Origin of the sequence: Aquitalea sp. FJL05, assembly GCF_003852595.1 — a bacterium.
Classification (GTDB): Bacteria; Pseudomonadota; Gammaproteobacteria; order Burkholderiales; family Chromobacteriaceae; genus Aquitalea; species Aquitalea aquatilis.
Genome location: NZ_QAJS01000016.1, coordinates 14,831 through 38,720, shown reverse-complemented (window position 1 = coordinate 38,720; position 23,890 = coordinate 14,831). Strand labels below are relative to the sequence as shown.

27 protein-coding genes are annotated in these 23,890 nt (G+C 61.9%); 11 read left to right on the top strand and 16 right to left on the bottom strand.

The window, feature by feature from the left end; translation table 11 throughout:
- Positions 1–107 precede the first annotated feature (107 nt).
- The 6 genes from DBR44_RS14060 (at position 108) to DBR44_RS14035 (ending at position 4,141) form a co-directional block, all read left to right on the top strand.
- Complete coding sequence (locus DBR44_RS14060; RefSeq protein WP_124644658.1) at positions 108–380, top strand: hypothetical protein; 273 nt, start codon at positions 108–110, stop codon at positions 378–380.
- A gap of 284 nt (positions 381–664) precedes the next feature.
- A complete protein-coding gene (trpS, locus tag DBR44_RS14055; RefSeq protein WP_124644657.1) occupies positions 665–1,687 on the top strand; it encodes a tryptophan--tRNA ligase in 1,023 nt (340 codons plus the stop codon).
- A 237-nt stretch (positions 1,688–1,924) separates the two neighbouring features.
- Positions 1,925–2,614, top strand: coding sequence for a CTP synthase (locus DBR44_RS14050; protein WP_124644656.1), 690 nt, complete (start codon positions 1,925–1,927; stop codon positions 2,612–2,614).
- Between the two features lie 10 nt (positions 2,615–2,624).
- Positions 2,625–2,951: a chorismate mutase gene (locus tag DBR44_RS14045; protein ID WP_124644655.1), complete on the top strand. Its 327-nt coding sequence runs from the start codon at positions 2,625–2,627 to the stop codon at positions 2,949–2,951.
- 34 nt (positions 2,952–2,985) lie between these two features.
- Positions 2,986–3,456 (top strand): CreA family protein, encoded by a 471-nt coding sequence (locus DBR44_RS14040; RefSeq protein ID WP_233578569.1) that lies wholly within the window; start codon positions 2,986–2,988, stop codon positions 3,454–3,456.
- 91 nt (positions 3,457–3,547) lie between these two features.
- A complete protein-coding gene (locus tag DBR44_RS14035) occupies positions 3,548–4,141 on the top strand; it encodes a YdcF family protein (protein WP_199731058.1) in 594 nt (197 codons plus the stop codon).
- A gap of 51 nt (positions 4,142–4,192) precedes the next feature.
- Here the strand turns inward: DBR44_RS14035 and DBR44_RS14030 are convergent, their stop codons facing one another.
- The 6 genes from DBR44_RS14030 to mltG all read right to left on the bottom strand — a co-directional run bounded on the left by DBR44_RS14030 (position 4,193) and on the right by mltG (position 8,898).
- On the bottom strand, positions 4,193–4,975 hold the full coding sequence (locus tag DBR44_RS14030; RefSeq protein ID WP_124644653.1) for an MBL fold metallo-hydrolase: 783 nt from the start codon (positions 4,973–4,975) through the stop codon (positions 4,193–4,195).
- Positions 4,976–4,979: 4 nt separating this feature from the next.
- Complete coding sequence (locus tag DBR44_RS14025; RefSeq protein WP_124644652.1) at positions 4,980–5,771, bottom strand: TatD family hydrolase; 792 nt, start codon at positions 5,769–5,771, stop codon at positions 4,980–4,982.
- A 50-nt stretch (positions 5,772–5,821) separates the two neighbouring features.
- On the bottom strand, positions 5,822–6,187 hold the full coding sequence (locus tag DBR44_RS14020; protein ID WP_124644651.1) for a PilZ domain-containing protein: 366 nt from the start codon (positions 6,185–6,187) through the stop codon (positions 5,822–5,824).
- 98 nt (positions 6,188–6,285) lie between these two features.
- Positions 6,286–7,287 carry a DNA polymerase III subunit delta' gene (locus tag DBR44_RS14015; protein WP_124644650.1) on the bottom strand — a complete coding sequence of 334 codons (1,002 nt, stop codon included), beginning with the start codon at positions 7,285–7,287 and terminating at the stop codon, positions 6,286–6,288.
- Complete coding sequence (gene tmk / locus DBR44_RS14010; RefSeq protein WP_124644649.1) at positions 7,287–7,916, bottom strand: dTMP kinase; 630 nt, start codon at positions 7,914–7,916, stop codon at positions 7,287–7,289. Before tmk ends, DBR44_RS14015 begins: the two co-directional genes overlap by 1 nt.
- Positions 7,909–8,898, bottom strand: a complete 990-nt coding sequence (mltG, locus tag DBR44_RS14005; RefSeq protein ID WP_199731057.1) for an endolytic transglycosylase MltG — start codon at positions 8,896–8,898, stop codon at positions 7,909–7,911. The genes tmk and mltG overlap by 8 nt, the downstream gene beginning before the upstream one ends.
- Positions 8,899–9,159: 261 nt before the next feature.
- On the opposite strand from mltG, the gene DBR44_RS14000 reads away from it, so the two are divergent.
- From DBR44_RS14000 to DBR44_RS13985, 4 genes are all read left to right on the top strand, one after another.
- Positions 9,160–9,834 (top strand): DUF3313 domain-containing protein, encoded by a 675-nt coding sequence (locus DBR44_RS14000; protein ID WP_124644648.1) that lies wholly within the window; start codon positions 9,160–9,162, stop codon positions 9,832–9,834.
- 156 nt (positions 9,835–9,990) lie between these two features.
- On the top strand, positions 9,991–10,260 hold the full coding sequence (locus DBR44_RS13995) for a hypothetical protein (RefSeq protein ID WP_124644647.1): 270 nt from the start codon (positions 9,991–9,993) through the stop codon (positions 10,258–10,260).
- 158 nt (positions 10,261–10,418) lie between these two features.
- Positions 10,419–11,123 (top strand): FadR/GntR family transcriptional regulator, encoded by a 705-nt coding sequence (locus DBR44_RS13990; protein ID WP_233578567.1) that lies wholly within the window; start codon positions 10,419–10,421, stop codon positions 11,121–11,123.
- Between the two features lie 178 nt (positions 11,124–11,301).
- Positions 11,302–12,576 (top strand): MFS transporter, encoded by a 1,275-nt coding sequence (locus DBR44_RS13985; RefSeq protein ID WP_124644646.1) that lies wholly within the window; start codon positions 11,302–11,304, stop codon positions 12,574–12,576.
- 155 nt (positions 12,577–12,731) lie between these two features.
- On the opposite strand, the gene DBR44_RS13980 is transcribed toward DBR44_RS13985, so the two are convergent.
- Genes DBR44_RS13980 through DBR44_RS13970 form a run of 3 tightly spaced genes read right to left on the bottom strand, consistent with a single transcriptional unit; the run spans position 12,732 to position 16,477 of the window.
- A complete protein-coding gene (locus DBR44_RS13980) occupies positions 12,732–13,256 on the bottom strand; it encodes a DUF2946 family protein (RefSeq protein ID WP_124644645.1) in 525 nt (174 codons plus the stop codon).
- A gap of 48 nt (positions 13,257–13,304) precedes the next feature.
- Positions 13,305–15,788, bottom strand: coding sequence for an ABC transporter permease (locus tag DBR44_RS13975; RefSeq protein WP_124644644.1), 2,484 nt, complete (start codon positions 15,786–15,788; stop codon positions 13,305–13,307).
- Positions 15,785–16,477 carry an ABC transporter ATP-binding protein gene (locus DBR44_RS13970; protein WP_124644643.1) on the bottom strand — a complete coding sequence of 231 codons (693 nt, stop codon included), beginning with the start codon at positions 16,475–16,477 and terminating at the stop codon, positions 15,785–15,787. Before DBR44_RS13970 ends, DBR44_RS13975 begins: the two co-directional genes overlap by 4 nt.
- Before the next feature lie 12 nt (positions 16,478–16,489).
- Here DBR44_RS13970 and DBR44_RS13965 point away from each other — a divergent pair, with 12 nt between their 5' ends.
- Positions 16,490–17,077: an arylesterase gene (locus DBR44_RS13965; protein WP_124644642.1), complete on the top strand. Its 588-nt coding sequence runs from the start codon at positions 16,490–16,492 to the stop codon at positions 17,075–17,077.
- A 5-nt stretch (positions 17,078–17,082) separates the two neighbouring features.
- Here the strand turns inward: DBR44_RS13965 and DBR44_RS13960 are convergent, their stop codons facing one another.
- The 7 genes from DBR44_RS13960 to DBR44_RS13930 form a co-directional block, all read right to left on the bottom strand.
- Entirely contained in the window at positions 17,083–18,339 is a 1,257-nt protein-coding gene (locus tag DBR44_RS13960) for a diguanylate cyclase (protein WP_124644641.1), read from the bottom strand.
- A complete protein-coding gene (locus DBR44_RS13955) occupies positions 18,336–19,565 on the bottom strand; it encodes a diguanylate cyclase (protein ID WP_124644640.1) in 1,230 nt (409 codons plus the stop codon). Before DBR44_RS13955 ends, DBR44_RS13960 begins: the two co-directional genes overlap by 4 nt.
- A gap of 109 nt (positions 19,566–19,674) precedes the next feature.
- Positions 19,675–20,289, bottom strand: coding sequence for a peroxiredoxin (locus DBR44_RS13950; protein WP_059287015.1), 615 nt, complete (start codon positions 20,287–20,289; stop codon positions 19,675–19,677).
- Between the two features lie 233 nt (positions 20,290–20,522).
- The gene (locus DBR44_RS13945; RefSeq protein ID WP_124644639.1) at positions 20,523–20,792 is read right to left on the bottom strand and encodes a hypothetical protein; all 270 of its coding nucleotides are present in this window, start codon (positions 20,790–20,792) and stop codon (positions 20,523–20,525) included.
- A gap of 114 nt (positions 20,793–20,906) precedes the next feature.
- Positions 20,907–22,709, bottom strand: coding sequence for an aspartate--tRNA ligase (gene aspS / locus DBR44_RS13940; protein ID WP_124644638.1), 1,803 nt, complete (start codon positions 22,707–22,709; stop codon positions 20,907–20,909).
- Positions 22,710–22,788: 79 nt separating this feature from the next.
- Positions 22,789–23,454 (bottom strand): DUF502 domain-containing protein, encoded by a 666-nt coding sequence (locus tag DBR44_RS13935; protein WP_103524082.1) that lies wholly within the window; start codon positions 23,452–23,454, stop codon positions 22,789–22,791.
- A gap of 6 nt (positions 23,455–23,460) precedes the next feature.
- Complete coding sequence (locus DBR44_RS13930; protein ID WP_124644637.1) at positions 23,461–23,724, bottom strand: FmdB family zinc ribbon protein; 264 nt, start codon at positions 23,722–23,724, stop codon at positions 23,461–23,463.
- Positions 23,725–23,890: the final 166 nt, after the last annotated feature.

The window sequence follows — 23,890 nt, the reverse complement described above, 5'->3', positions numbered from 1 at the left end:
ACCTCACACACAATATCCCATTGTTTTATATCGATTTTTAAAAACAAACAGAGAAACTATCGTAAGCAAAAGCGGCTCCAAACAACACCATTCCACCGGAGCCACCCATGTTCATCCTCCCGATTACCAGCTGGCAAAGCTATGCGCCCGGTAGTTGGCGTCAGGGCTCGCAGCTGGCCGGCGTCAGCGGCAAGCCGGACACGCCGGTACTCTCCGGCGACTTGCGTAAGGAAATGGCGGAAACCAGCAACGACCAGCAACAACAACAGCAATCCACCGCCAGCCAGCAACAGCCGGACCATCCCCTGCCCGGCAGAGCGGCCCATGCTTATCAGCTTGCCTACCAGCCGCTGGGCAGCGTGATTGATGTCAGCGCCTGATACTTTTCAGAACAATCCCGTCCTCTGCATATCATTTTCTCTGGGTATTTTTGCAACAGCCGCCGCTTGACGGCGGCAAGCCCGCCGTGTTGTGATAGAAAACATGAACTCCCGCAACGCATTCGCATCCTTCACCTGGTGGTGGCGCCTCTTCTGAGGTAGCACCGGCGACTGCGCACGCATACAACCCGGAGGCTGCCGACAAGGCGGATCCGGGTTTTGTTTTGTCTACGTTCCTCCTTGTCGATGGTTTCCCCTACTTTCTGAACAGAGCGGAACACGACATGAAACTGAGCAACATCACTCCCCAGGACATCATTCTCACTGGCGACCGCACCACCGGTTCGCTGCATCTGGGCCATTACGTAGGCTCACTGCGCAACCGCGTGCTGCTGCAGGACCGCTGCCAGCAATTCCTGCTGCTGGCCGATGCCCAGGCGCTGACCGACAATATGGGCAACTACCTCAAGGTGCGTGACAACGTGCTGCAGGTGGCGCTGGATTATCTGGCGGTGGGCATTGATCCAGCCAAGAGCACCATCTTCATCCAGAGCCTGGTGCCTGAGCTGACCGAGCTGGCGTCCTACTACCTGAATCTGGTTACCGTCTCGCGGCTGGAACGCAATCCCACCATCAAGGATGAAATAAAACAACGCGGCTACGAGCGCGACATTCCGGCCGGCTTCCTCACTTATCCAGCGGCGCAGGCGGCCGACATCACCGCCTTCAAGGCGACCGTAGTGCCCGTGGGTGAAGACCAGATTCCCATGATCGAGCAGACCAACGAGATCGTGCGCCGCTTTAACAGCAGCGTGGAAACACCGGTGCTGGTGGAAGCCAAGGCCATGGTGCCAGAGGTGGGCGCCCGCCTGCCCGGTATCGACGGCAAGGCCAAGATGTCCAAATCGCTGGGCAACACCCTTACCCTGTCGGCCAGCGCCGATGAAATCCGCCAGGCGGTGAAGATGATGTACACCGACCCCAATCACCTGCGTGTGTCCGACCCCGGCCAGGTGGAAGGCAATGTGGTGTTCAGCTATCTGGATGCCTTCCACCCCAATATCGAACTGGTCAAACGTCTGAAAGAGCACTACCAGCAAGGCGGGCTGGGCGACTCCGTCATCAAGCAGCATCTGGAAGAATGCCTGCAGGAACTGTTGGCCCCCATCCGCCAGCGCCGCGAACAATACGCCCGCGACCCGGCGGCCATTCTGGCCATGCTGAAGCAAGGCACCGCCCGCGCCCGTCAGGTAGCCGCCGTGACCCTGTCCGAAGTCAAAGCCGCCATGGGGCTGAACTACTACTGAGCCACCCGCCCTGCTGCGTGCATCCGCAGGGATGATGCACGCATGACAAAACCCCCGCTCCGGCCTTGCGCCTCCTTGCCGTACGATTTGTACTGTCGGCGTCGGCGCGCCTTGATCCGCAGCCTCTAGGGGGTTTTGTTAGTCACTTTACATTGGCCCTTATCTGTAATTTTTATTACAAATACAAATTAAATATCAATTTTGTTCATATAAATTCAATCAACAGAAGGACTAGCCATGACCCGCATCGCACTGATTGGCGATTTTGACCCCGGCGTAGTCGCGCATCAGGCCATTCCACTGGCGCTGCAACTGGCAGCAAGCCAGCTTGATGCTGATGTCCAGCCGGTGTGGCTAGCCACAGACCGCATCCACAGTGCGGCCGATCTGGCAGGCTTTGCCGCCATCTGGTGCGTACCGGCCAGCCCCTATCGCAACATGGACGGCGCACTGACGGCCATTCGCCATGGCCGCGAACAGGGCCTGCCCTTTCTGGGCAGCTGCGGCGGCTTTCAGCACGCCATCCTCGAATACGCCCGCCATGTACTGGGCTGGCAGGATGCCGAGCATGGCGAAACCGCCCCCACAGCCGAGCGCGCCGTCATCGCCCCGCTTAGCTGCGCCCTGGTGGAAACCCGTGCCGAAGTGCGCTTTGCCGCCGGCTCGCAATTGGCCGCCATTTATGGGCAGGCTGCAGCCATGGAAGGCTATCGCTGCCGCTACGGGCTGAACCCGGCCTTTGCCAGCGAACTGACCAGCGGCCCCTTGCAGGCCAGCGCCTTTGATGAAGATGGCGAAGTACGCGCGGTAGAACTGAACGGGCACCCCTTCTTTATTGCCACCCTGTTCCAATCCGAGCGCGCTGCCCTGCAGGGGCAATGCCCGCCGCTGGCCCGCGCCCTGCTGCAAGCAGCCCGCCACCATTGAGGAAACCGTCATGGAATTTGTTTACCAGTGTCAGAATCTGCCAGAAGTACGCACCCAGATAGACCGTATCGACCGCGAGCTGGTTGCCCTGCTGGCCGAGCGCGGCCTGTATGTGAAACAGGCGGCAGCCTTCAAGCAGACCAGCGATGAGGTGGAAGGCGGCAAGCGGGTGGATCAGGTCATGCGCAGGGTGGAAAAGCTGGCAGGCGAACTGGGTGCCGATCCGCAACTGACTGCCGAGGTCTACCGCACCATGATCAGCCACTTCATTGCCAGTGAAATGCGCGAATTCGACCGTCAGCAAGCCACCATGGGCAAAACCGCGCCGTCGGCTTAGACTGCAGCTTCTCACTCCCTGACAAGGCATCGCCGTGAAAAACCTCTATGCCATCCTGCTGCTGGCCGGCCTGTGCAGCCTGCCCAGCGCCCATGCCGAAGAAGTCGGCAAGATCTCCACCACCTTCCGTCTGCTCAGCCCCAATGACAAGGTGGTGGTGGATGCTTTCGACGACCCTGCCGTGAGCGGAGTGGCCTGCTATGTGTCGCGCGCCCAGACCGGCGGCTACAGCGGTGCGGTCGGCCTGGCCAAGGACCCCTCACGCTTTTCGGTAGCCTGCCGCCAGATCGGCAGCATCAGCTTTGCCAGAGCGCTGCCAAAACAGGAAGAAGTGTTCAAGGAAAGCGCTTCCTTCGTGTTCAAGCATGTGCGAGTGGTGCGCATTGTCGATGCCAAGCGCAATACCCTGGTCTACCTCACCTACTCCGACAAACTGATCGACGGCAGCCCGGACAATGCAGTCACCGCCGTACCGGTCAGCGGCCAGAGCATTCCGCAGAAATAGCCGCGCATGTCCTGCCCGACCACGCCTACCCTGCAACGAGCCAGCCTGCTGTGGGATTTCCTGAGTGCCGGGCGCAGCCATCAGCCCTGTGATGTACTGGTGGTATGCGGCTTATGATCTGCGCGTGGTCGATCACGCAGTAGGACTACTGCAGCGGGGTGTTGCCCCGCGCATGCTGATCAGCGGCAATACCGGCAACTGGACCCGTGATTTGTGGAGCAAACCAGAGGTCGAGGTCTTTGCCGAAAGGGCGCTACAACTGGGGATAAGCCGACAGCAACTGCTGCTGGAGCCACGGGCAGGCAACTTTGCTGAAAATCTGGCGTTTTCTCGTGCCCTGTGTCCAGATGCACGTAGCGTCACTTTTGTGACCAAACCCAACTCCATCCGCCGCGTCATGCAGACCCAGCCCGTGCAATGGCCGGACATCAGCTACAGCGTGGATGCGCCCGACTTTGCCTTTCCCTGGGAGGTATCCAATATGGTGGGCGTATTCGGGCTGATCGAAGAAATGGTCGGCGATATTCACCGCCTGCTGCGCTATCCGCAGCTGGGTTACCAGACTGCGGTGAGCATACCGGATACGGTACTGCTCGCCTGGCAGCAACTGATTGCGCAGGGTTTCAACCGCCAGTTGCTGCCGGGCAGTGCACTGGATGACTTGCCACCAGATCTGACCACCTGAAAACAGCAAACCCTACAGGTATTGCTGCCGACAAACATGCCGGTGAAGGTGCTACACCCTCACCCTCAAGCCGTCATACCCCACCTCCACTCCCGGCGGACACAGCGCTGACAGCGTGTGGTATTCCAGGCGGTGGATCATGTGGATCAGCATGGTGCGGCGGGCGCCGATGCGTTCGGCCCACTGCAATGACTGATGAAAACCCAGATGCGAGGGGTAGCCATCCATGTTCAGGCAGTCCAGAAACAACACATCCAGCCCTTGCAGCAAGGCCAGGCTTTCATCCGGGATATGCGACAGGTCGGTCAGCCAGGCGGCATTGCCAATGCGCCAGCCCAGGCAGGGCCAGCTGCCGTGTTGCAGCGGAATGGGGGTAATGGGCAGGCAGGCATGTTTGAACGGGCCGCTGACCACTTCCGGTAGCAGCACCGGCTTGTCCCACACCTTGGAGGGTGGCTGCAGCGCATAGCCAAAACGGCTGGTGATGTTGTCCATGGTGAAGGCATTGCCATACAGCACCACCGCGCCTTGCCGCACATAGCAGAAGGCACGCAGATCATCGATGCCGTTCAGGTGGTCGGCATGCGGGTGGGTATACAACACCGCATCCACCTGGCGAATACCTTCACGCAGAGCTTGCTGGCGCAGGTCGGGGCCGGTATCGATCAGCAAACCCAGATCGCCGCAGCGCACATAAGCGGAGCAACGGGTGCGGTGATTGCGCGGATCGCTTGAGCTGCAGGTGGCACACTGGCAGCCGATGGCCGGGGTGCCCGAGCTGGAACCGCAACCGAGAATAGTGATTTCAAGCTGGCCCGGCTGCAGTGCGCTCATGGCATCAGCCTTGCTGCCCGGCTTGCGGGCGCTGGATTTTACTGAACAGACGATAGAAGTTGTCGCTGGTGGCGGCGGCCACTTCCTCGAAGCTGATACCGCGCAGCTGGGCGATATGCTCGGCCACATGGCGGACATAGGCCGGCTCGTTCAGCTTGCCGCGATAGGGAATCGGTGCCAGATAGGGCGAATCGGTTTCCACCAGCATGCGTTCCAGCGGCATTTTTTGCGCCACTTCCTTGATCTGGGCAGCGTTCTTGAAGGTGACGATGCCGGAGAAGGAAATATAAAAGCCGATCTCCAGCGCGGCCTGCGCCACTTCCCAGTTTTCGGTAAAGCAGTGCATCACCCCGCCACATTGTTCGGCACCCTCTTCGCGCAGGATGCGGATGGTGTCGGCGGCAGATTCGCGGGTGTGGATGATCAGCGGCAGGCCGGCGCGTTTCGCAGCGCGGATATGGGTGCGGAAACGCTGGTGCTGCCATTCCAGATCGCCCTTGCACCAGTGGTAGTCCAGCCCGGTTTCGCCGATGCCCACCACGCGCGGATGGGCAGCATGGGCCAGCAGCTCGTCTTCGCTGAATTCTTCGGCATCCGGGTCGTCCGGATGAATACCCACGGTGGCATACAGATTGCCGTGGTTTTCCGCCAGCGCCAGTACCTCAGGATATTTGGGGCGGGAGACGCCAATCACCAGCGCCAGCTCGACGCCGTTGTGCTGCATATTGGCCAGCACCTCGGGCAGACGGCTGGAGAGGTCGGGAAAATTGATATGGCAGTGCGAATCGACAAGCATGGTGTGTGTTCTGGCTGGCAGTGCGTCCGGCGCTAACCGGACCGCAGGGTTTACATGGTATGGGTGGGACGGCTGGAGTTAAGCACGCCGCCCAGCAGGGTTTCGATCTTGGCCTTGGCCTGGTTGCCGGCGTCGCCAGCGGAAAACTCCACCCCGATGCCCTGCACCCGGCTGTTATTGGCACCGACCGGGGTGATCCATACCACCTTGGCCTGCACGGCGATTTTCTGCGGCTCGTCCATCAGGGTCAGCAACAGGAATACCTCTTCGCCCAGCTTCATGTCCTTGTTGGTGGGAATGAAGATGCCACCGTTTTTCAGGAATGGCATATAGGCGGCAAACAGGGCGCTACGCTCCTTGATATGCAGCGACAGCACGCCGGGACGGGTGAGGTCGGGACGGGTGGTATTTTCCATATGCGCGTTTTCCGCTTTCCTTGTCATGCTGCCAAGAGCCGCCATCCACATGGCCCCTGCATTATAGATAGCCGCTGCAGCCGGTGTGCTGCAGTCAATCAGCCCTGGCGGCCGCCGGCGAATATCTTCAGATAGTCCATCAGCAGCGCCTCCAGTTGCAGGCGCGTATTCAGCGTGTGCTGGCCAAAGGGGGCCAGCTGTTGCAGGGCGTCCTGGCAACGCATCAGTGCCACGGGGTCGCAACGCGACACCAGCTGCTGCAATACCGCTTGCTGCTCGGGATGATAGCGGACAATCCCTGCCAGACTCAAACCAGCCAGGTCGTGCAGCCATTTGCCCAGCCAGCCCAGCGGAATGGCCAGCGGCAGCTTCTGCTTGTCCACCAGTTCCGCCAGATTGAGGATGCTGGCGAAGGTGGGCAGGCCCAGGCCATCGATAAACTGGCTGCGCAGCTTGGCCAGCGCCGGATCATGGTCGAACAGCGGTGCGCCGCCGTTGTGGGCCAGCTCGGCCTCGGCATTGCTCACGCCCTGCTGCCGCAACCAGTCCAGCGCCTGCCCGGCGGAAGGGGCCGACAAGGGAAACTGGCGGCAACGGCTGCGAATGGTGGGCAGCAGCCGCTGCGCGGCCTGGGCCACCAGCAGGAACAACACATCCTGCGGCGGCTCCTCGAGGATTTTCAGCAAGGCATTGGCCGCTGCCGGGTTGAGGTTTTCCGCCGGCTCCACCACCACGATGCGCTGCCCGGCGCGGTGGGCGGTGAGATGGGCAAATTCGATGACCTGGCGCACCGCTTCGATCTTGATCAGCGGCAGCTTGCGGCCGGGCTTGGCTTCCTTGCCTTCTTCCTCTTCCTCGGTCTGCGGCGACAGGCGGCGGAAATCGGGGTGGGTGCCATGCTCGAACCAGCGGCAGCCTTCGCAGTGGCCACATGGCTGGTAATCAGCCTGCAATTGCTCGCACAGCAGCGATTGCGCCAGATGTAGGGCGAATTCCAGCTTGCCGGTGCCAGCCGGGCCAATGAACAGCCAGGCATTGGGCAGGCGGGCGCGTTCGGCATTCAGCCGCTGCCAGTCTTGCTGTTGCCAGGGAAACAGCATCAGCTTCGCTCCAGCAAGGCTGCCAGATGGCCGGCGATATCCTGTTGCAGCTGGGCAATGCTGCGGGTGGCATCCAGCACGCGGAAACGCGGGTCTTGCTCCGCACGTTGCAGATAGGCATCGCGTACACGCTGGTGGAAATCGGCCTGTTCCTGCTCGAAACGGTCCAGCTGGCGGTTGCCGGCCATGCGCTGGCTGGCCACATCCAGCGGCACATCGAACAGCAGGGTCAGATCCGGCTGCAGGCCTTGCTGTACCCAGTGTTCCAGGATGGCAATACGCTCGGCCGGCACGCCGCGGCCACCACCCTGAAAGGCGAAAGTGGAGTCGGTAAAGCGGTCGGACACCACCCAGCGTCCGGCTTGCAGTGCCGGGCGAATCAGGCTGGATACCAGTTGCTGGCGCGAGGCGAACATCAGCAGGGTTTCGGCTTCCAGCGATACCTGGGTATCCACCGCCAGCAACAGGGCGCGCACCTGCTCACCCAGCGGGGTGCCACCCGGTTCGCGGGTGAATTCAGCCGCAATGTCATGCGCGGCCAGCCAGTCGCGGATAAAGCCCAGATGCGTGCTCTTGCCGGCACCGTCTATGCCTTCCAGCGTGATGAAACGGCCAGTGTGCTCAGCCATTGGAGCCTTTCTTCAGAATGTATTTGCGCACCGCCTGATTGTGCTGCTCCAGTGTTTCCGAGAAATAGGAGCTGCCATCGCCCTTGGCCACGAAATACAGGGCGCTGGAGTTGGCCGGATTGGCGGCAGCTTCCAGCGCGGCCTTGCCGGGCAGGGAGATGGGCGTCGGCGTCAGGCCGCTGCGGGTATAGGTATTGTAGGGGCTGTCGCGGCGCAGGTCGGCCTTGCTGATATTGCCCTGATAAGCCGTACCCATGCCGTAGATGACCGAAGGGTCGGTCTGCAGGCGCATGCCCTTGTTGAGGCGGTTGACGAACACGGCGGCCACCAGCGGGCGGTCGGCATCCAGCGAGGTTTCCTTTTCCACCAGGCTGGCCATGATCAGCAGCTCGTACGGGGTGTGATAGGGCAGATCCGGCTTGCGCGCAGCCCAGGCGGCTTCCAGCTTCTGCTGCATGGTGGCGTAGGCGCGGCGGTACAGCTCCAGATCGCTACTACCCGGAGTAAACAGATAAGTGCTGGGGAAAAACAGCCCTTCCGGCATGGTGTCGTTCAGCCCCAGTTGCTGCAGCAACTGCGCGTCGCTCAGTTCGCGTGCTTCATGCACGATATCCGGATTGCGGTCGACCGCCTGCCGCAGCTGGCGGAAGCTCCAGCCCTCGATCACGGTCAGGCTGGCCTCGTCGGGATGGCCGTCAGCCAGCCGCTGCAGGATGTTCCACATCGATACCGATTCATTGAACTGGTAGAGGCCGGCCTTGATCTTGCGATCCATGCCCTGCGCCCGCCCCAGCAGCATCATGATATTGCGGTTGCGGATGACCCCTTCATCCGCCAGGGTACGCGCCACCTGGCCCAGCGTGCGATTGGGGCCGATAGTCAGTTTGTAGGGCGATTGCGGCAGCTCGACCGGGATGACCACCACCCAGCTCAGCCAGGCGGCGACGGTCAACACGGCCAGCAACAGGATGCGAGGCCACAAGGCAGGAGATTTTCGTCTGGGTTTGGCAGGCACGGCGGGTATCGGCGACAGGGTGATTGGGCAAGGGAGAGATGATACCAGCAAGGGCCGCTGCTGGCATGCCACATGGGACGGATCACCGCGCTCCCGCCAGCTTGAAGCGACACTGCATTACGCCGTCATGACAGCTATAGTAAGCTCTGCGCCAAACGGCCCACAGTGGGGAACGCCCGGCCAGCGGCCTTCTCCCATGCTGCACACCCCATACCGGAGACACCTGCAATGAAACCGTTTTTCCGCCTTGCCTGCGCCATCGTCGCCATGAGCGCGCTCAGCCACAGCGCCATGGCCGAGGAAAATCAGCAGCACTTGTTCAATCTGCCGCCAGAAGCCTTCCAGCCCAATCCCAAAGTACCCGGCCAGATGGTTTATCTCAAACCCGGCGCAGATCTGAAGCAGTACCATGCCGTCATTCTGGAACCGCTGTCCTTTCTGGAGCGCCAGGCCGACGGCAACTGGCAGCTGCTGGTTGCTGCCGAAAAAAACAAGATCGACCGCTACTACCGCATGAGCATGGAAACCGCGCTGCGCAAGGAGCACATCAAGGTGGTCACCGTGCAGGGGCCGGGCGTGGCCCGCCTGCGCGTGGCGGTGACCGGCTTCCAGCAGGACAAGCCGGGCCTGGCAGTCAGTGACATTCTGCCGATCAAGGCCGCCTTCAATCTGGCACGCTTCGCGACCGGCACCGACCCCTATCTGCTGAAAGTGTCCACCATGGGCCAGCTTGACGACTCGCAGGATCACACCTTGCTGGCTGGCGGCGTCAACCTGATTGAAAACCCGGGCAGCAAGACCAAGGACGAAGCCATCACCGCCGAGCTGCTGAAAAAGATGATCAGCAACTGGACTGCCAAGAACGCGCGCCAGCTGGCCCACGCGCTGTCGCCAGCCAAGTGATCGCACTAGGAACAAACTTTGACAAGCGCTGTAACAATCCGTAATGGATAATTTTTGTCATGTGTTTTATGGTAGTTTGCCTGAGGCCGGTTTTTCACACTCCACACCGGCCGGACAGCCGGGAATGTCTCCCGCCCAACATAAAAGGAACCTGCAATGCGCAAATTCGTGATGATGGCACTGTTGACCCTGGCCACTGCCAATGTCGCTCTGGCTGCAGACGCCAGCTGTGATGCCAAGGCGGCCGAGAAAAAGCTGGCTGGCGCGGCCAAGACCAGCTTCCTGAAGAAATGTGAAAAAGACAGCAAGGCTGTCGCACCGCAAGCCATGTGCGAAGGCAAGGCCGCCGACAAGAAACTGGCCGGCGCTGCCAAGAACAGCTTTGTGAAGAAATGCGTGAAGGATTCCGCTTCCGCAGCCAAATAAGCAGTCAGGCGGGCTGCCGCAGCCCGCCACTCTCCACTCTCCACTCTCCACTCTCCACTCCCCACTCCCCACTCCCCACTCTCCCGATTCCCCACTTCACCCGCTTGCCTCCTGCGCCAACACACGGCAAAATACATCGGATGATTGGATGAATAAACATGACCATGCACAAACTGACACAAACCAAGCGTTCGCTGGTTGATCTGGCGCTGGAGGAACTGGGCCAGCGGCTGACCAGCGGCACATGGGCCGTGGGCAGCCGTATTCCCACCGAACCGGAGCTGGCCGAGCAGCTGGGCATCAGCCGCAATACCGTGCGCGAAGCCGTCCGGGTATTGCTGTATGCCGGCCTGCTGGAAGTCCGTCAGGGCGACGGCACCTATGTGCGTGCCATCACCAGCCCGGCGGAGGCCATGCGCAGCATCAGCCGCGCCAGCCTGCGCGAACAGCTGGAAGTACGGGCCGTGCTGGAGGAAAGCACCGCCCGGCTGGCCGCCCTGCGCGCCGATGAGCAGGACATTGCGCAGATTGAACGCTGCCTGGCCGTTCGCGGCGAGCAGCACCAGTACCAGAGCGCCGACGACTTCATTGCCCGCGATCTGGACTTTCACCTGGCCATTGCCGATGCCTGCGGCAACGCCGCACTGGCCGAGCTGTACCGCTACTTCTCGCGCACGGTACAACTGGGCATCCAGTTCTCCATTCAGGACGAGGCCCTGCCCGATCCAGACCTCGCCTCGCATCAGGCCATTGTCACTGCCATCCGCAATGGCGATGCAACCGCCGCCGGCCAGGCCGCCGCCGCCGTCACCGGCCCGCTGTTGCAGGCGCTGGATGATCTGCTGCCGCCAAGTGCAGGCTAACCGCAACCAACTCAACCCTAAAAACCTGTTCACGGTCTGTGATACTCGGGGGATTCTGCGTTGAAACGTCGTTCAAAATGCTCATGGACGCCATGTCCATTGCGCTTTTTCACGCCCTTTCGCCTTGACTGACCCTTCGTTCCCTAGCTCGTGAACACGTTTTAATTAAAAGAACATCATGTCCCGCACCTCCCCCTCTACCCCGCCCAGTCTGGCGGACGAACTGCTGATCGACGCCGAAATCGATGATGAGGGCGTGCAGCAGGCCCCCCTGCCCACCACGCCGCGCTGGCTGCTGGTGCTGGGCCTGGTGCTGATTGGCATCAATCTGCGCCCCGCCCTGTCCAGCCTGGCCCCGCTACTGGGGCAGATCAAAAACGAAATCGGCATTTCCGCCACCATGGCCGGCCTGCTCACCACCCTGCCGGTACTGTGCCTGGGCCTGTTCGGCCCGCTGGCACCGCAACTGGCGCGCCGCTTTGGCAGCGAGCGCAGCATTGCCGCCGTGCTGTTGCTGCTGGCAGCCGGTATCGCCCTGCGCAGCCAGTTTGGCCTGCACGGCCTGCTGCTGGGCTCACTGCTGTCCGGTGCCGCCATCGGCATGATTGGCGTGCTGCTGCCGGGCATCGTCAAGCGCGACTTTCCGCAACAGGCCGGCCTGATGACCGGCGTTTACACCATGGCCCTGTGCCTGGGAGCGGCCCTAGCCGCCGGGGCTACCGTGCCGCTGGATCACCTGTTTGGCCAACGCTGGCAGGCAGCACTGGCTTTCTGGGCCATGCCGGCCCTGCTGGCCTTCGCGGTGTGGTGGCCGCAGCTGGGCCAGGGACAGCAACAACATGCCGGCCACTGGCAGGTCAGCGGCCTGTGGCGCGAAGCACTGGCCTGGCAGGTGACCGCCTATATGGGCCTGCAGTCCTCGCTGTCCTACATCGTGTTTGGCTGGATGCCGTCGATTCTGATCGAACGCGGGCTATCGCCGCTGGATGCCGGCCTGATGATGTCGCTGTCGATCATGGTGCAGGTGATTGCCTCGCTAGGCGTGCCGCTGCTGGCGCAGCGCTGCCCGGATCAGCGCCTGCCCATCGCCTGCGTGATGACGCTGACGCTAGCCGGTCTGCTGGGCATGCTGTATGCCCCGCTAAGCCAGCTGTGGCTGTGGGCGGTACTGCTGGGCATAGGCCAGGGCGGTGCCTTCAGCATGGCGCTCAGCCTGCTGGTGCTGCGCTCACCGGACAGCCACGTGGCGGCTCACCTGTCGGGCATGGCTCAGGGGGTGGGCTATACCATTGCCGCCTGCGGCCCGCTGGCAGCCGGCATCATTCATGATGTGGCCGGCAACTGGGCCCCGGTGGGCTGGCTGTTTGGCGGCATTGCCGGTACCGCGCTGTGTTTCGGCCTGCTGGCCGGCCGCCAGCGTCTGGTCAGGGCCAGGGCGGTACGGCTGGACTGAAGCCGGGCGGGCTGCCAGAGCGGTAATCCTGCTGGGGCGGTTAAGCGCAGCTCACAAAACCGCGCAGAGCACCCGGGTCAAGGCGCGCCGACGCAGACCGTACCAGTGCTACGGCAAGGAGGCGCAACGCAGGAGCGGTGGTTTTGTTCGCAGGTCTAGGCCTGCGGCCGGGTCACCACGCCATAGCGCTGCCATAAGGCCGGCAGGGTATGCAGGCTGAGCGGCAGCGGATGGCCATCAAGCTGCAAGGTGGCCGGCAGCCGCGTGGCATCGCCATCCCATTGTGCGAGGCCGGCAGCGGCCACTGCGGCCAGATCGCGGTCGTCCACCACTGCCAGTTCGCCAGCAATCTCGATGAACAGCTGGCCTTCGGGCGTCATGAAGGCCGCACGGGCCTGCACATCGTCATCACATGGCAGTGTCTGCCATGCACCATCAACCAAACGTGCCACCAGCGGCGCGGCATCCAGGCTGACAAACACCTTTTGCGGGCCGTTCTGCACATAGTAGCGACCATGCGCGTCGCGGCTGTAATTGCGGTTGAAGAAGGCCACCATGCCTTCATGCGTCAGGCGCTCATCGCGTATCCACCACTGTCCGCGTCCATCAAGCCGCAACCAGCCGAACACTGCCGGCACATTCGGCCACTTGGCCATGGCGGCCAGAACTTGCGTATCCATCTCTCCACACTCCTTGCGGGCTATCCTGCCCGCCTTGTTATGGGCCGACTAAGCGGCGCGCAAAATCGCCAGCGGCGACGCGCGTGTTACCCGGCCGACCAGCGGCCAGCCCGCCAGTGTCACCACCGCCACACCGCAAGTCATGCCGATGGGCAGCAGCCAAAAATTGATGCTCCAGGGCAGGTTGAACAGCTTGCTGGCGGCAATGCCGCCAATGCCCATGGCCCCCAGCGCAGCCAGCAGGCCGGTGAATGCACCCAGCCAGGCCAGCTCTGCCAGCACCACCGCACGCAGCTGCGCGCGCGAGGCCCCCAGCGCGCGCATCAGCGCAATATCCGATAGCCGCTCGTCACGGGTGGCGGCCAGCGCCGCCCACAACACCAGCACACCGGCAGCCAAAGCCAGCACAAACATGGCTTCGATGGCGCGGGTGAGCTTGTCCACCATGGCCCGCACCTCGTCCAGAATAGCCGTAACGTCGATGATGGTGATATTGGGGAAGGCAGCAACCAGCCGGTTGGCAAACGCCTCCTGCGCGGCGTCCAGCCGGAAACTGCTGATCCAGCTACCCGGCTGCTGCAATAGCGAAGGCGGTGCCAGCACGAAGAAATTCACCCGGAAACTGTCCCAGGCCACGGCGCGCAAGCTGGTGACGCGCGCGCGATAGGTGCTGCCGCCGATGTCAAAGGCCAGCGTATCCCCCAGCCGGATGCCCAGCGTGCCGGCCAGTCCCTGCTCCACCGAAAACTGCGGCTTGGCCTTGTCCTGCCACCAGTTGCCGGCCACCAGCCGGTTGCCCTGCGGCAGATCATCACGCCACGACAGGTTGAACTCGCGCTCGGCCAGACGGCGGGCACGCTCGTCTTGCAGCGCAGAGGGACGCAGCGGTTTGTCGTTGATGGCAATCAGCCGGCCACGGATCATCGGTGACAGTTCCGGCGGCGGCAGCCCCGCCACCACAAAACGATCGCGCAGCGCCGCGCGCTGATTCTGCTGGATATTGATGACGAACTTGTTGGGCGCATCCGCCGGAATGCTGTGCTGCCAGGCGGTAATCAGGTCGTCACGCACCACGGTCAGCGTCAGCAAGGCCATGATGCCCACCGCCAGCGCCACGATCTGCACGATGGCCAGCCAGGGGCGGCGTGCCAGATTGGCCACTCCGTAGCGCCAACCTATGCGCGGCCCGGCCGGCAGCCGCCGTAGCAGCCACAACATGCCCCAGGCCAACGCAGCCACGCCAGCGAAAAAGGCCGTCATGCCCGCCAGCAGCCAGGCCGCCAGCATGGCATCGTCCATTTGCCAGGCGGCCAGCGCCAACAAGGCCAGCACCGCTGCCAGTGGCGCCAGCAGATTGCTGCGCAACAGCACCACATCGTTGCGCAGTACCGCCAGCGGCGAGACATTGCGAATGGCCAGCAGCGGCGGCAAGGCCAGGCCCGCCAGCAACAGCAGCGAAGAGGCCGGCCCCAGCAGCCAGCCGTGCCAGCCGGGGTCGGGCAGGACTTCGCCGACGAAACGGCTGCTCAGCTGCATCAACCCCAGCTGCACGGCGTAACCGGCCAGCGCCCCCAGTGCGCCGCTGAGCAAGCCCAGCAGCAAGAACAGGCAGACAAACAGCCCCAACACCTCGGATGAGGTCAGCCCCATGCAGCGCAATACCGCCACTGGTTGCCAGTGGCGCGCCAGATAGCGCCGCACCGCCAGCGCCACGGCAGCGGCGGCCAGTGCCACGGTCAGCATGGCGGTCAGGCCAAGGAAGCGGCGTGCCCGCTCCAGTGCGGTGCGGATCTCCGGGCGGGCCTCTTCCACATTTTCCAGCCGGCTACCGGCAGGCAGATGCTGGCCCAGCCACTGGCGAAAGGCGCTGATCTGCCGGTCGTCCCCGGCCAGCATCAGCCGCCAGCGGGCGCGGCTGCCTTCCTGGATCAGGCCGGTGGCGGGCAGGTCGGCACTGTTGAACATCAGCCGTGGCACGAAGTTGTACAGGTCCATCGCCCCGTCCGGCTCGCGCAGGATTTCTCCGCTGAGCAGCAGCGTGCTATTGCCGACGCTGATGCGCTCGCCCAGCTTCAGCCCCAGTTTGCGCAGCAGGCGGGCATCGGCCCAGGCCGTGCCGGCAGCCGGATGCAACACGCCCGTGCTTGGCTGCCCGTCCACGCCGCGCAGGGTAATTTCACCGCGCAGCGGATAACTGTTGCTGACTGCCTTGTAGGTGGCCAGCGTCGCCTGGCCCTGGGCAAACACCATGGAAGGGAAACTGATATTGTCGGCCAGTTGCAAGCCGCGCCGCTGGGCCTCCTGGCGAATGGCTGCCGGTGCCGGCTGGTTGCCATTGAGCACCAGATCAGCGGCCAGCAGCTGGGTGGCCTGGGTGGTCAGCGCGCGCTCGACCCGGTCGGAAAAGAAACTCACGCTGGTCAGCGCCGTCACGGCCACCAGCAGTGCCAGCGCCAGAATGGTCAGTTCGCCCGAGACGATTTCGCGCCGCACAAAGCGTGCGGCCAGCAGCAGACGGCTCCACCAGCTCATGCCCGCGCTCCGTTCAGGCGGCCATCCACCAGGCGGTAAATGGCATCGCAGCGGCTGGCCAGCTCGTTATCGTGGGTGACCAGTACCAGCGAGGTGTGTTGTTCGCTATTGAGCTGGAATAGCAGATCGATGATCTGGCGGCCAGTAGCGGCATCCAGATTGCCGGTAGGCTCATCGGCAAACAGAATGCCCGGATGGATGGCAAAAGCCCGCGCCAGCGCCACGCGCTGCTGCTCGCCGCCGGACAGGTGGCGCGGATAGTGCCGCAGCCGCTGCCCCAGGCCGACATGGGACAACATCTGGCTGGCGCTGTCGCGTGCGTCCTTGCGCCCGGCCAGTTCCAGCGGCAGCATGACGTTTTCCAGCGCCGTCAGTTGCGGCATCAACTGGAAATTCTGGAAGACGAACCCCACCTTGTCTCTGCGCAACAGCGCCCTGCCGTCTTCGTTCAGCCCGGCCAGCGACTGGCCGAACAAGGCCACTTCGCCGCTGCTGGGCTGGTCCAGCCCGGCCAGCAAGGACAGCAGGGTCGATTTGCCAGAGCCGGAAGCGCCGACGATGGCCACACTCTCGCCCGGGCCTACGGTCAGGCTGGCCGCATGCAAAATAGCCAGCGCTTCGCCGTTAAACACAACCTGTTTGGCCAGATTCTGCGCCGACAGCACTGCCTTGTTATCGATTGGAGTCATATGCCTTCTGCAATGGTCAACATTGTTAGCCTTCTGTGCGCCGCCCTGCTGGCGCTGCCGGCCTCCGCCGCCACCATTCTGGTGATGGGTGACAGCCTGTCGGCAGGCTACGGACTGGCACCGGGCCAGGGCTGGGTCAGCCTGCTACAACAGGATCTGGAGCCACGGCACCGGATTATCAATGCCAGCATCTCCGGCGAAACCAGCGATGGCGGCCTGACACGCCTGCCGGAAGCCCTGCGCCGCAACAAACCGGATATCGTGATTCTGGAGCTGGGTGCCAACGACGGCCTGCGCGGTCTGCCCCTGTCCAGGCTGCAGGACAATCTGCAACAGATGGTGAATCTGTCACGTCAGGCGGCGGCGCGGGTGGTGCTGGTAGGCATGGCGCTGCCCAGCAACTATGGCCCCCGCTACACCGCGGAGTTCCGCGCGGTATACGACACCATCGCCAAACGCAACCAGCTGCCCTATGTACCGCTGCTGGTAGCCGGCTTTGCCACTGACATCAGCAAGTTCCAGGCAGACGGCCTGCACCCGGTGGCCAGCGCGCAAGCTACCATGATGCACACGGTAAAGGCCAAACTGCCACTGAAATAACGCGCCTAGCCGCTGCGGCTGAAACGCTCCAGCGCCGGCGTGGCCAGCATGCTGGCCAGACAGACCCGGTTGCGCCCCTGATGCTTGGCCGCATACAAGGCCATGTCGGCCAGCTGCAGGCTGTGATTGACCGGATCCCCCGGCTGGCAGGCCACCACCCCGGCAGACACGGTCTGCTGCCAGCTGGCGGGCAACGCTTCCCAGCGTGCCGTGGCCAGCGTGTGGCGGATATCATCCAGCGCGCCGGCCAGATCAGCCTCGTCCAGCCCGGTAGCCAGAATGACAAACTCCTCGCCACCGTAACGGAACAGCTCCAGCCCAGGCGGCAGCAGGCTGGACAGCTGCTGCACCAGTTGCTGCAACACGGCATCTCCCGCCTGATGGCCAAAGCTGTCATTCACCTGCTTGAAATGATCCAGATCCAGCATAGCCAAGGCCCACACACGGCCGCTGGCGATGCTGTCTGCTGCGTGGGCATCCAGTTGCCGGCGCAAGGCACGCTGGTTGTAGCAGCCGGTCAGGGCATCGCACTCCAGCAAGCGCTGGCGCTCGGCAATCGCCTCGGTCAACGCCCTTTGCTGTTGTTCCAGTTGTTCGCGCTTGAGGGCAGATTGCACATGCAGCTCAACCAGGCTTTGCATCATGCTCTGATTGTCATGCCGTAGTTTGACGGTATCGAACAGCGTGCGGTGGAAGCGGCTGACAAAGCGCCACTGCGCGGCCAGATACAGCAGCAAGCCGGCCAGCACCATCAGTTCCAGCCGCTGGCCATGCGCCAGCAGACTGCACAGCGGATAGCCCCAGAACGCGACAAAAAACAGGGCGTGGATATCCCGGCACGCCGCCACCATGATGCATAACAAGGCAAAAATACCGGTCAGCCACAGCAGCAACAGCAGGTGATAGGGATTGTCCAGCAGATGTGCGTCCATCACGCCCATGGCGGCCCCCCACAGCAGGCAATCGGCCAGTACGCAATCGCGCACTGCCGTGTAGTGCTGGAACACGCTGCCCGGGTGCAGGTCGGCACGGCGAAAACGGCGGATCACCCACCACAGCCGCCACTCCACCAAGCCAAACAGCAGCACCCACACCGCCAGATGCAGGGGCAAGGCATGCTGGTACATGAAGGCGACCAGAATGGACACGCTGCATATCACCGCCGGAATCGAGCGATAGGCAATGTCGATGAAGTAGCGCACCAGGTCCGCCTCTTCGCGCCATCCGGCATCGTCTTGCAGTAATGGGAGTACAGGCTTCATGCACTGCCTTTCTCGGCCAGCGCTGCCGTCGGCTCCACCTGCACGCGGTTGCGTCCCGCCCGTTTGGCGGCGTAGAGCAAATCATCGGCGCGACGGATCAACTGCGCCAGATCCAGCCCCGGCTGCCAGGCGATCAGGCCAATGGATACCGTCACCGGCCGCTGCCGGGTCAAGTCCGACCAGTCATGCTGCTGCAAGCGCAGCCGCATCTGCTCCAGCCGCGGCTGCGCCTGGGCCAGCCCGACACCGCTGAGCAGCAACATGAACTCCTCGCCGCCATAGCGGCCCAGGCTGTCGCTACCGCGCAGGTCGGTCCCTAGTAGCAAACAGGTCTGGCGCAGTACCTCATCCCCCACCAGATGGCCAAAACCGTCATTGATGGCCTTGAAATGGTCCAGGTCCAGCATGGCCAGGCAAAAGGGCTGGTCCGACACCCCGGCATGCTCGAGCAGCCGCTCACCCTGCAACATGATGGCGCGCCGGCTGAGCACGCCGGTCAGCGGATCATGTGCCACCAGTTCCTCTACCCTGACCAGGGCTTCATCCAGCAGGCGGCCCTGCTCTTCCAGCTGCAGATTCACCGCTTCCACTTGCTGCTGCTGTGCACTCAGCTCGGTCAGCAGCTGGCTGTTTTCATCGCGCGCGACAAAGCTGTCGCGGATGATGCGGTGCAAGGGCCAGATCATGACCACCAGCGCCACGCCGTACAGCAGGCAGGACAAGGCAGCCAGATACAGCACCGGCACGCCGCTGAGCAGCAGTTTGAGCATGGCCCCCAGCACCAACACCAGCAGTGCCAGATAAAACAGGGTGCGCACGCTGGAAAAATAGGCGGCATAGGCAGCGGCCACTGCCGCCAGCCACAGCAGAACCAGCATCATGTACAAGGGGTCGTTGTCCACCACTAGCCACCAGGGCGCACAGCTCCACAGCAGGCTGAGCAGCAGCGACCAGCCACAGAAGCGGCGAAAGCCGCGCCGGCTCAGGGAGTGGCTCAACTGGCTTTGCCGCAGCAGTTGCACAATCTGCTGCCGATAGCACAGCTGGGCAGCAAACATGCAGCCCCACCAGATGGCCACATTGGGCCAGGGCGTATGCATGAGCATGGTCAGCGCCAGCAGGCTGGCGGCGATCATGGCAAATGGCTGGGCGTCACGGGTCAGGCTCAGGATATGGAGCCGGACGGCCGTTTCCACCTGAGGAGGAGACAATTGCAAATGGGTCACCTATTTATATCTGTTTACTCAGGTATAGCAGGCCAAATGCAAAAACCCCGCCTGAAAGCGGGGTTCGCGTGTCGACTGCTGCCGCGACAGCGGCAGGTCAAGAGGACGATTACAGCTGGGCGGCGTTTTCTGCCAGGTAGGAAGCCACGCCATCGGCGCTCGGCTTCATGCCCTTCTTGCCCTTGTTCCAGCCAGCCGGGCACACTTCGCCGTGCTCTTCGGTGAATTGCAGGGCATCCACCATGCGGATCATTTCGTCCACATTGCGGCCCAGCGGCAGGTTGTTGACCACCTGATGCTGTACCACGCCAGCCTTGTCGATCAGGAAGGAGCCACGGAAGGCCACGCCACCGTCGGCTTCCACATCAAAGGCCTTGCACAGTTCGTGCTGGATGTCGGCAACCAGGGTGTAGCCAACCTGGCCGATACCACCCTTTTCCACCGGGGTATTGCGCCATGCGGCATGGGTGAACTGGCTGTCGATGGACACGCCGATCACTTCTACATTGCGGGCCTTGAATTCAGCCAGACGGTGATCAAAGGCGATCAGCTCGGACGGACAAACAAAAGTGAAATCCAGCGGGTAGAAGAACACCACGGCGTATTTGCCGGCGGTAGCTTCCTGGAAGGAGTAGTTGTCAACAATCTGACCATCGCCCAGAACGGCGGAGAAGGTTTTTTCACCAGCGAAGAACGGTGCTTGCTTACCAACGAGTACGGCCATGCGGATCTCCTTGAGTTTCTTGATGTGACAGCGTTTCCGGTATCGGGCGATGCGAAAACGCTGCGGAATGCGGGGGCTTTATAAAACAGCCCGCCCATCACCGGCCAATTGTAAATCCATATCGTGTCGATAAAGTTTCGCAATAGCCGGTTCGCCCTGCTGGCGATCTTTATCAGATGCGGGCAGCAGGCCTTGGTTTCAAGCTGCCCTGCCCTTGCTCCGGTGGTGCACGGTCAGGATTTTTCCTGCAGGCGATGACTGGCGCTGGCGTCCAGTTCCAGGCCATATACCTCTTTGAGCTGGCGGATGCGCGCCAGCGATTCTTCGCCAAAGGCCACCTTGCCATCAAAGGCATGCAACACAATGCCTTCCAGCAGATCACCCAGGGTAATGTCGTGATACTCCGCCATGGCCTTGAGTACCTTGAGCAGGCGCTTTTCGATTTTCACCCCGGTCTGGGTCCGTTCCACCACGATGCTTTTGTTTTCGGCTTGCTGTGTCATTTTGCTCTCCTTGAATTATTTATTATTGTACATATGTACACAGATAAAATACAAAACAAAAAAAACGGACACCGCAGTGTCCGTTTTATACGTGCATGGCGAAAGCCGTCAGGCTCAGGCGGCCGGTTCGGCCTTCTGGCGCAGGCGCAGGTTCAGTTCGCGCAGCTGCTTGTCGTCCACCGCGTTCGGCGCGTTGGTCAGCAGACACTGGGCGCGCTGGGTCTTGGGGAAGGCAATCACGTCGCGGATGGACTCGGCACCGGCCATCAGGGTAACCAGACGGTCCAGGCCGAAGGCCAGACCACCGTGCGGCGGCGCGCCGAACTTCAGGTTGTCCAGCAGGAAGCCAAACTTGTTCTGCTGTTCTTCCGGGGTGATCTTCAGCGCAGCGAAGACCTTTTCCTGTATGTCGGCACGGTGGATACGCACCGAACCACCACCGATTTCCCAGCCATTCAGCACCATATCGTAGGCACGGGCCAGGCAAGCTGCCGGGTCGGTGTCCATCAGGTCTTCATGACCCGGTTTCGGGCTGGTGAACGGATGGTGGCAGGCCGTCCAGCGGTCGGCTTCTTCGTCGTGTTCGAACATCGGGAAGTCCACCACCCACAGCGGACGCCATTCGCGCACGAAGTAGCCATCCTTCTCGCCACGTTCGTGGCCGATCTTGATGCGCAGCGCGCCAATGGCTTCGTTCACCACCTTGGCCTTGTCAGCACCGAAGAAGATGATGTCGCCGTTGTCGGCACCGGTGCGCGCCATGATTTCTTCCAGCGCGGCCACGGACAGGAACTTGACGATGGGCGACTGCAGGCCGCTGGTTTCGTCGTTGGTGATCTTGCTCTTGTCGTTGACCTTGATATAGGCCAGACCCTTGGCACCGTAGATGCCAACAAACTGGGTGTACTCGTCGATTTCCTTACGGGAAATGGCAGCACCACCCGGTACGCGCAGGGCAACCACGCGGCCACCCGCCATGTCCGCTGCGCCACGGAAGACCTTGAATTCCTCGGTCTTCATCAGGTCGGTCAGTTCGGTGAACTTGAGCGATACGCGCAGGTCCGGCTTGTCCGAGCCATACAGGAACATGGCGTCGTTGTAGGTCATGCGCGGGAACTTGCCCAGCTCGACATTCATCACGTCGCGGAAGATTTCCTGCGCCATGTTTTCGGTAATGTCCATGATCTCGTCTTCGTTCAGGAACGAAGTTTCGATATCGATCTGGGTGAATTCAGGCTGACGGTCGGCACGCAGGTCTTCGTCGCGGAAGCACTTGGTGATCTGGTAGTAGCGGTCGAAGCCAGCCACCATCAACAGCTGCTTGAACAGCTGCGGCGATTGCGGCAGGGCAAAGAATTCGCCCGGATGCACGCGGGACGGCACCAGGTAGTCACGCGCACCTTCCGGGGTGGAGCGGGTCAGCATCGGGGTTTCGATGTCGATGAAGCCCTGCTTGTCCAGGTGATTACGCACGCCCATGGCCACGCGGTAGCGCAGGCGCAGGTTTTTCTGCATCGGTGCACGACGCAGGTCGATCACGCGGTTCAGCAGACGGACGTTTTCCGAGATGTTCTCGTCGTCGATCTGGAAGGGCGGGGTGGCAGCGCTGTTGAGGATTTCGATTTCCTTGGCCAGGATTTCGATTTCGCCGGAAATCATCTTGCTGTTGGCGGTGCCGGCCGGGCGCTCGCGCACGATACCGGTAATGGCCAGCACAAATTCGTTGCGGCTGCTGTCGGCCAGCTTGAAGGCTTCCGGGGTGTCCGGATCAATCACCACCTGCACCAGACCTTCGCGGTCGCGCAAGTCGATGAAGATCACGCCACCGTGGTCGCGTCGGCGGTGAGCCCAGCCTTTTACGGTGACGGTCTGGCCGAGGTATTTCTTGTCAATAAGTCCGCAGTAATCGGTACGCATCGGATAACCCTTGTCTTGAATTCGGTATTGGTAAGTCGAATGTAGTTCAGTGCACTGCAGGGCCAGGCAGCATGGCGGCCTAGCCCTGGCGATTGAGTTCGTCGTTCAGGCGGGAGCGTTGCTCCTGCGGCGGCGGATTGGGTACCACCACCCCCATGGAGATCACGTATTTCAGCGCGTCATCCACGCTCATGGTCAATTCGCGCGTGTCGCGCTTGGGCACCATGATGAAATAGCCGGAAGTCGGGTTAGGCGTAGTCGGCACATAGACGCTGACGTGTTCTTCCTCGCCCATTTCAGCCAGCACCTGCGGTGCCGGCGAACCGGTCTGGAAAGCAACCGTCCAGGCATCCTGATGCGGCCAGCGCACCAGCAGTGCTTTCTTGAAAGCCTGACCGGAGTCCGACAGCAGCGTATCGCTGACCTGCTTGACGCTGTTGTAGATGGACTTGACGAAAGGCGTGCGCGACAGCAGCCCGTGCCAGAAATCCACCAGACGCTGCCCCAGTACATTGGCCGCAAACATGCCGGTGCCCAGCAGCATCAGGAAGGCAAACACCACGCCCAGGCCAGGTATGCGGAAGCCGAACAGCTGCTCCGGCCGCCACTCGTGCGGCAGCAGGTTCAGCGTCTGGTCCAGCGAACCGATGATCAGGTTCAGCACCCACAGGGTGATGCCCAGCGGCAGCCAGATCAGCAGGCCGGCCACCAGGTAGCCCCGTACGGTCATTTTGATTTGTGTCATGGGGTGTTAAGCGCACCCGCCGCCGCAAGAACCATTGCCGCAGCTGTGACCGCCACCGCCACCACCGGAGCTGCCGGAAGAAGAGCTGCCATTCTTGAAGTCGGTGGCATACCAGCCGGAACCCTTCAGCTGGAAGCCCGCCGCGGACAATTGCTTGTGATAGTCGGCACTGCCACAGGCCGGGCACTGGGCGATCGGCTCATCGCTCATTTTCTGCAGATGTTCCTTGGCTGCGCCACAGGCAGTACAGCGGTATTCGTAGATCGGCATATTTCACTCCAACCATCATGTAAATGGCATAAATGGCGTATTTTTGCTACAGTGCACAATACGCTTTTACTGCAGTGCACAATAAATGCGTCGCTCTGACCTATGATGCAAAGTGCGGCCAGAGAAGGCAAACACAAGTAGCTTACCCGCAAACCTTCGATTATAT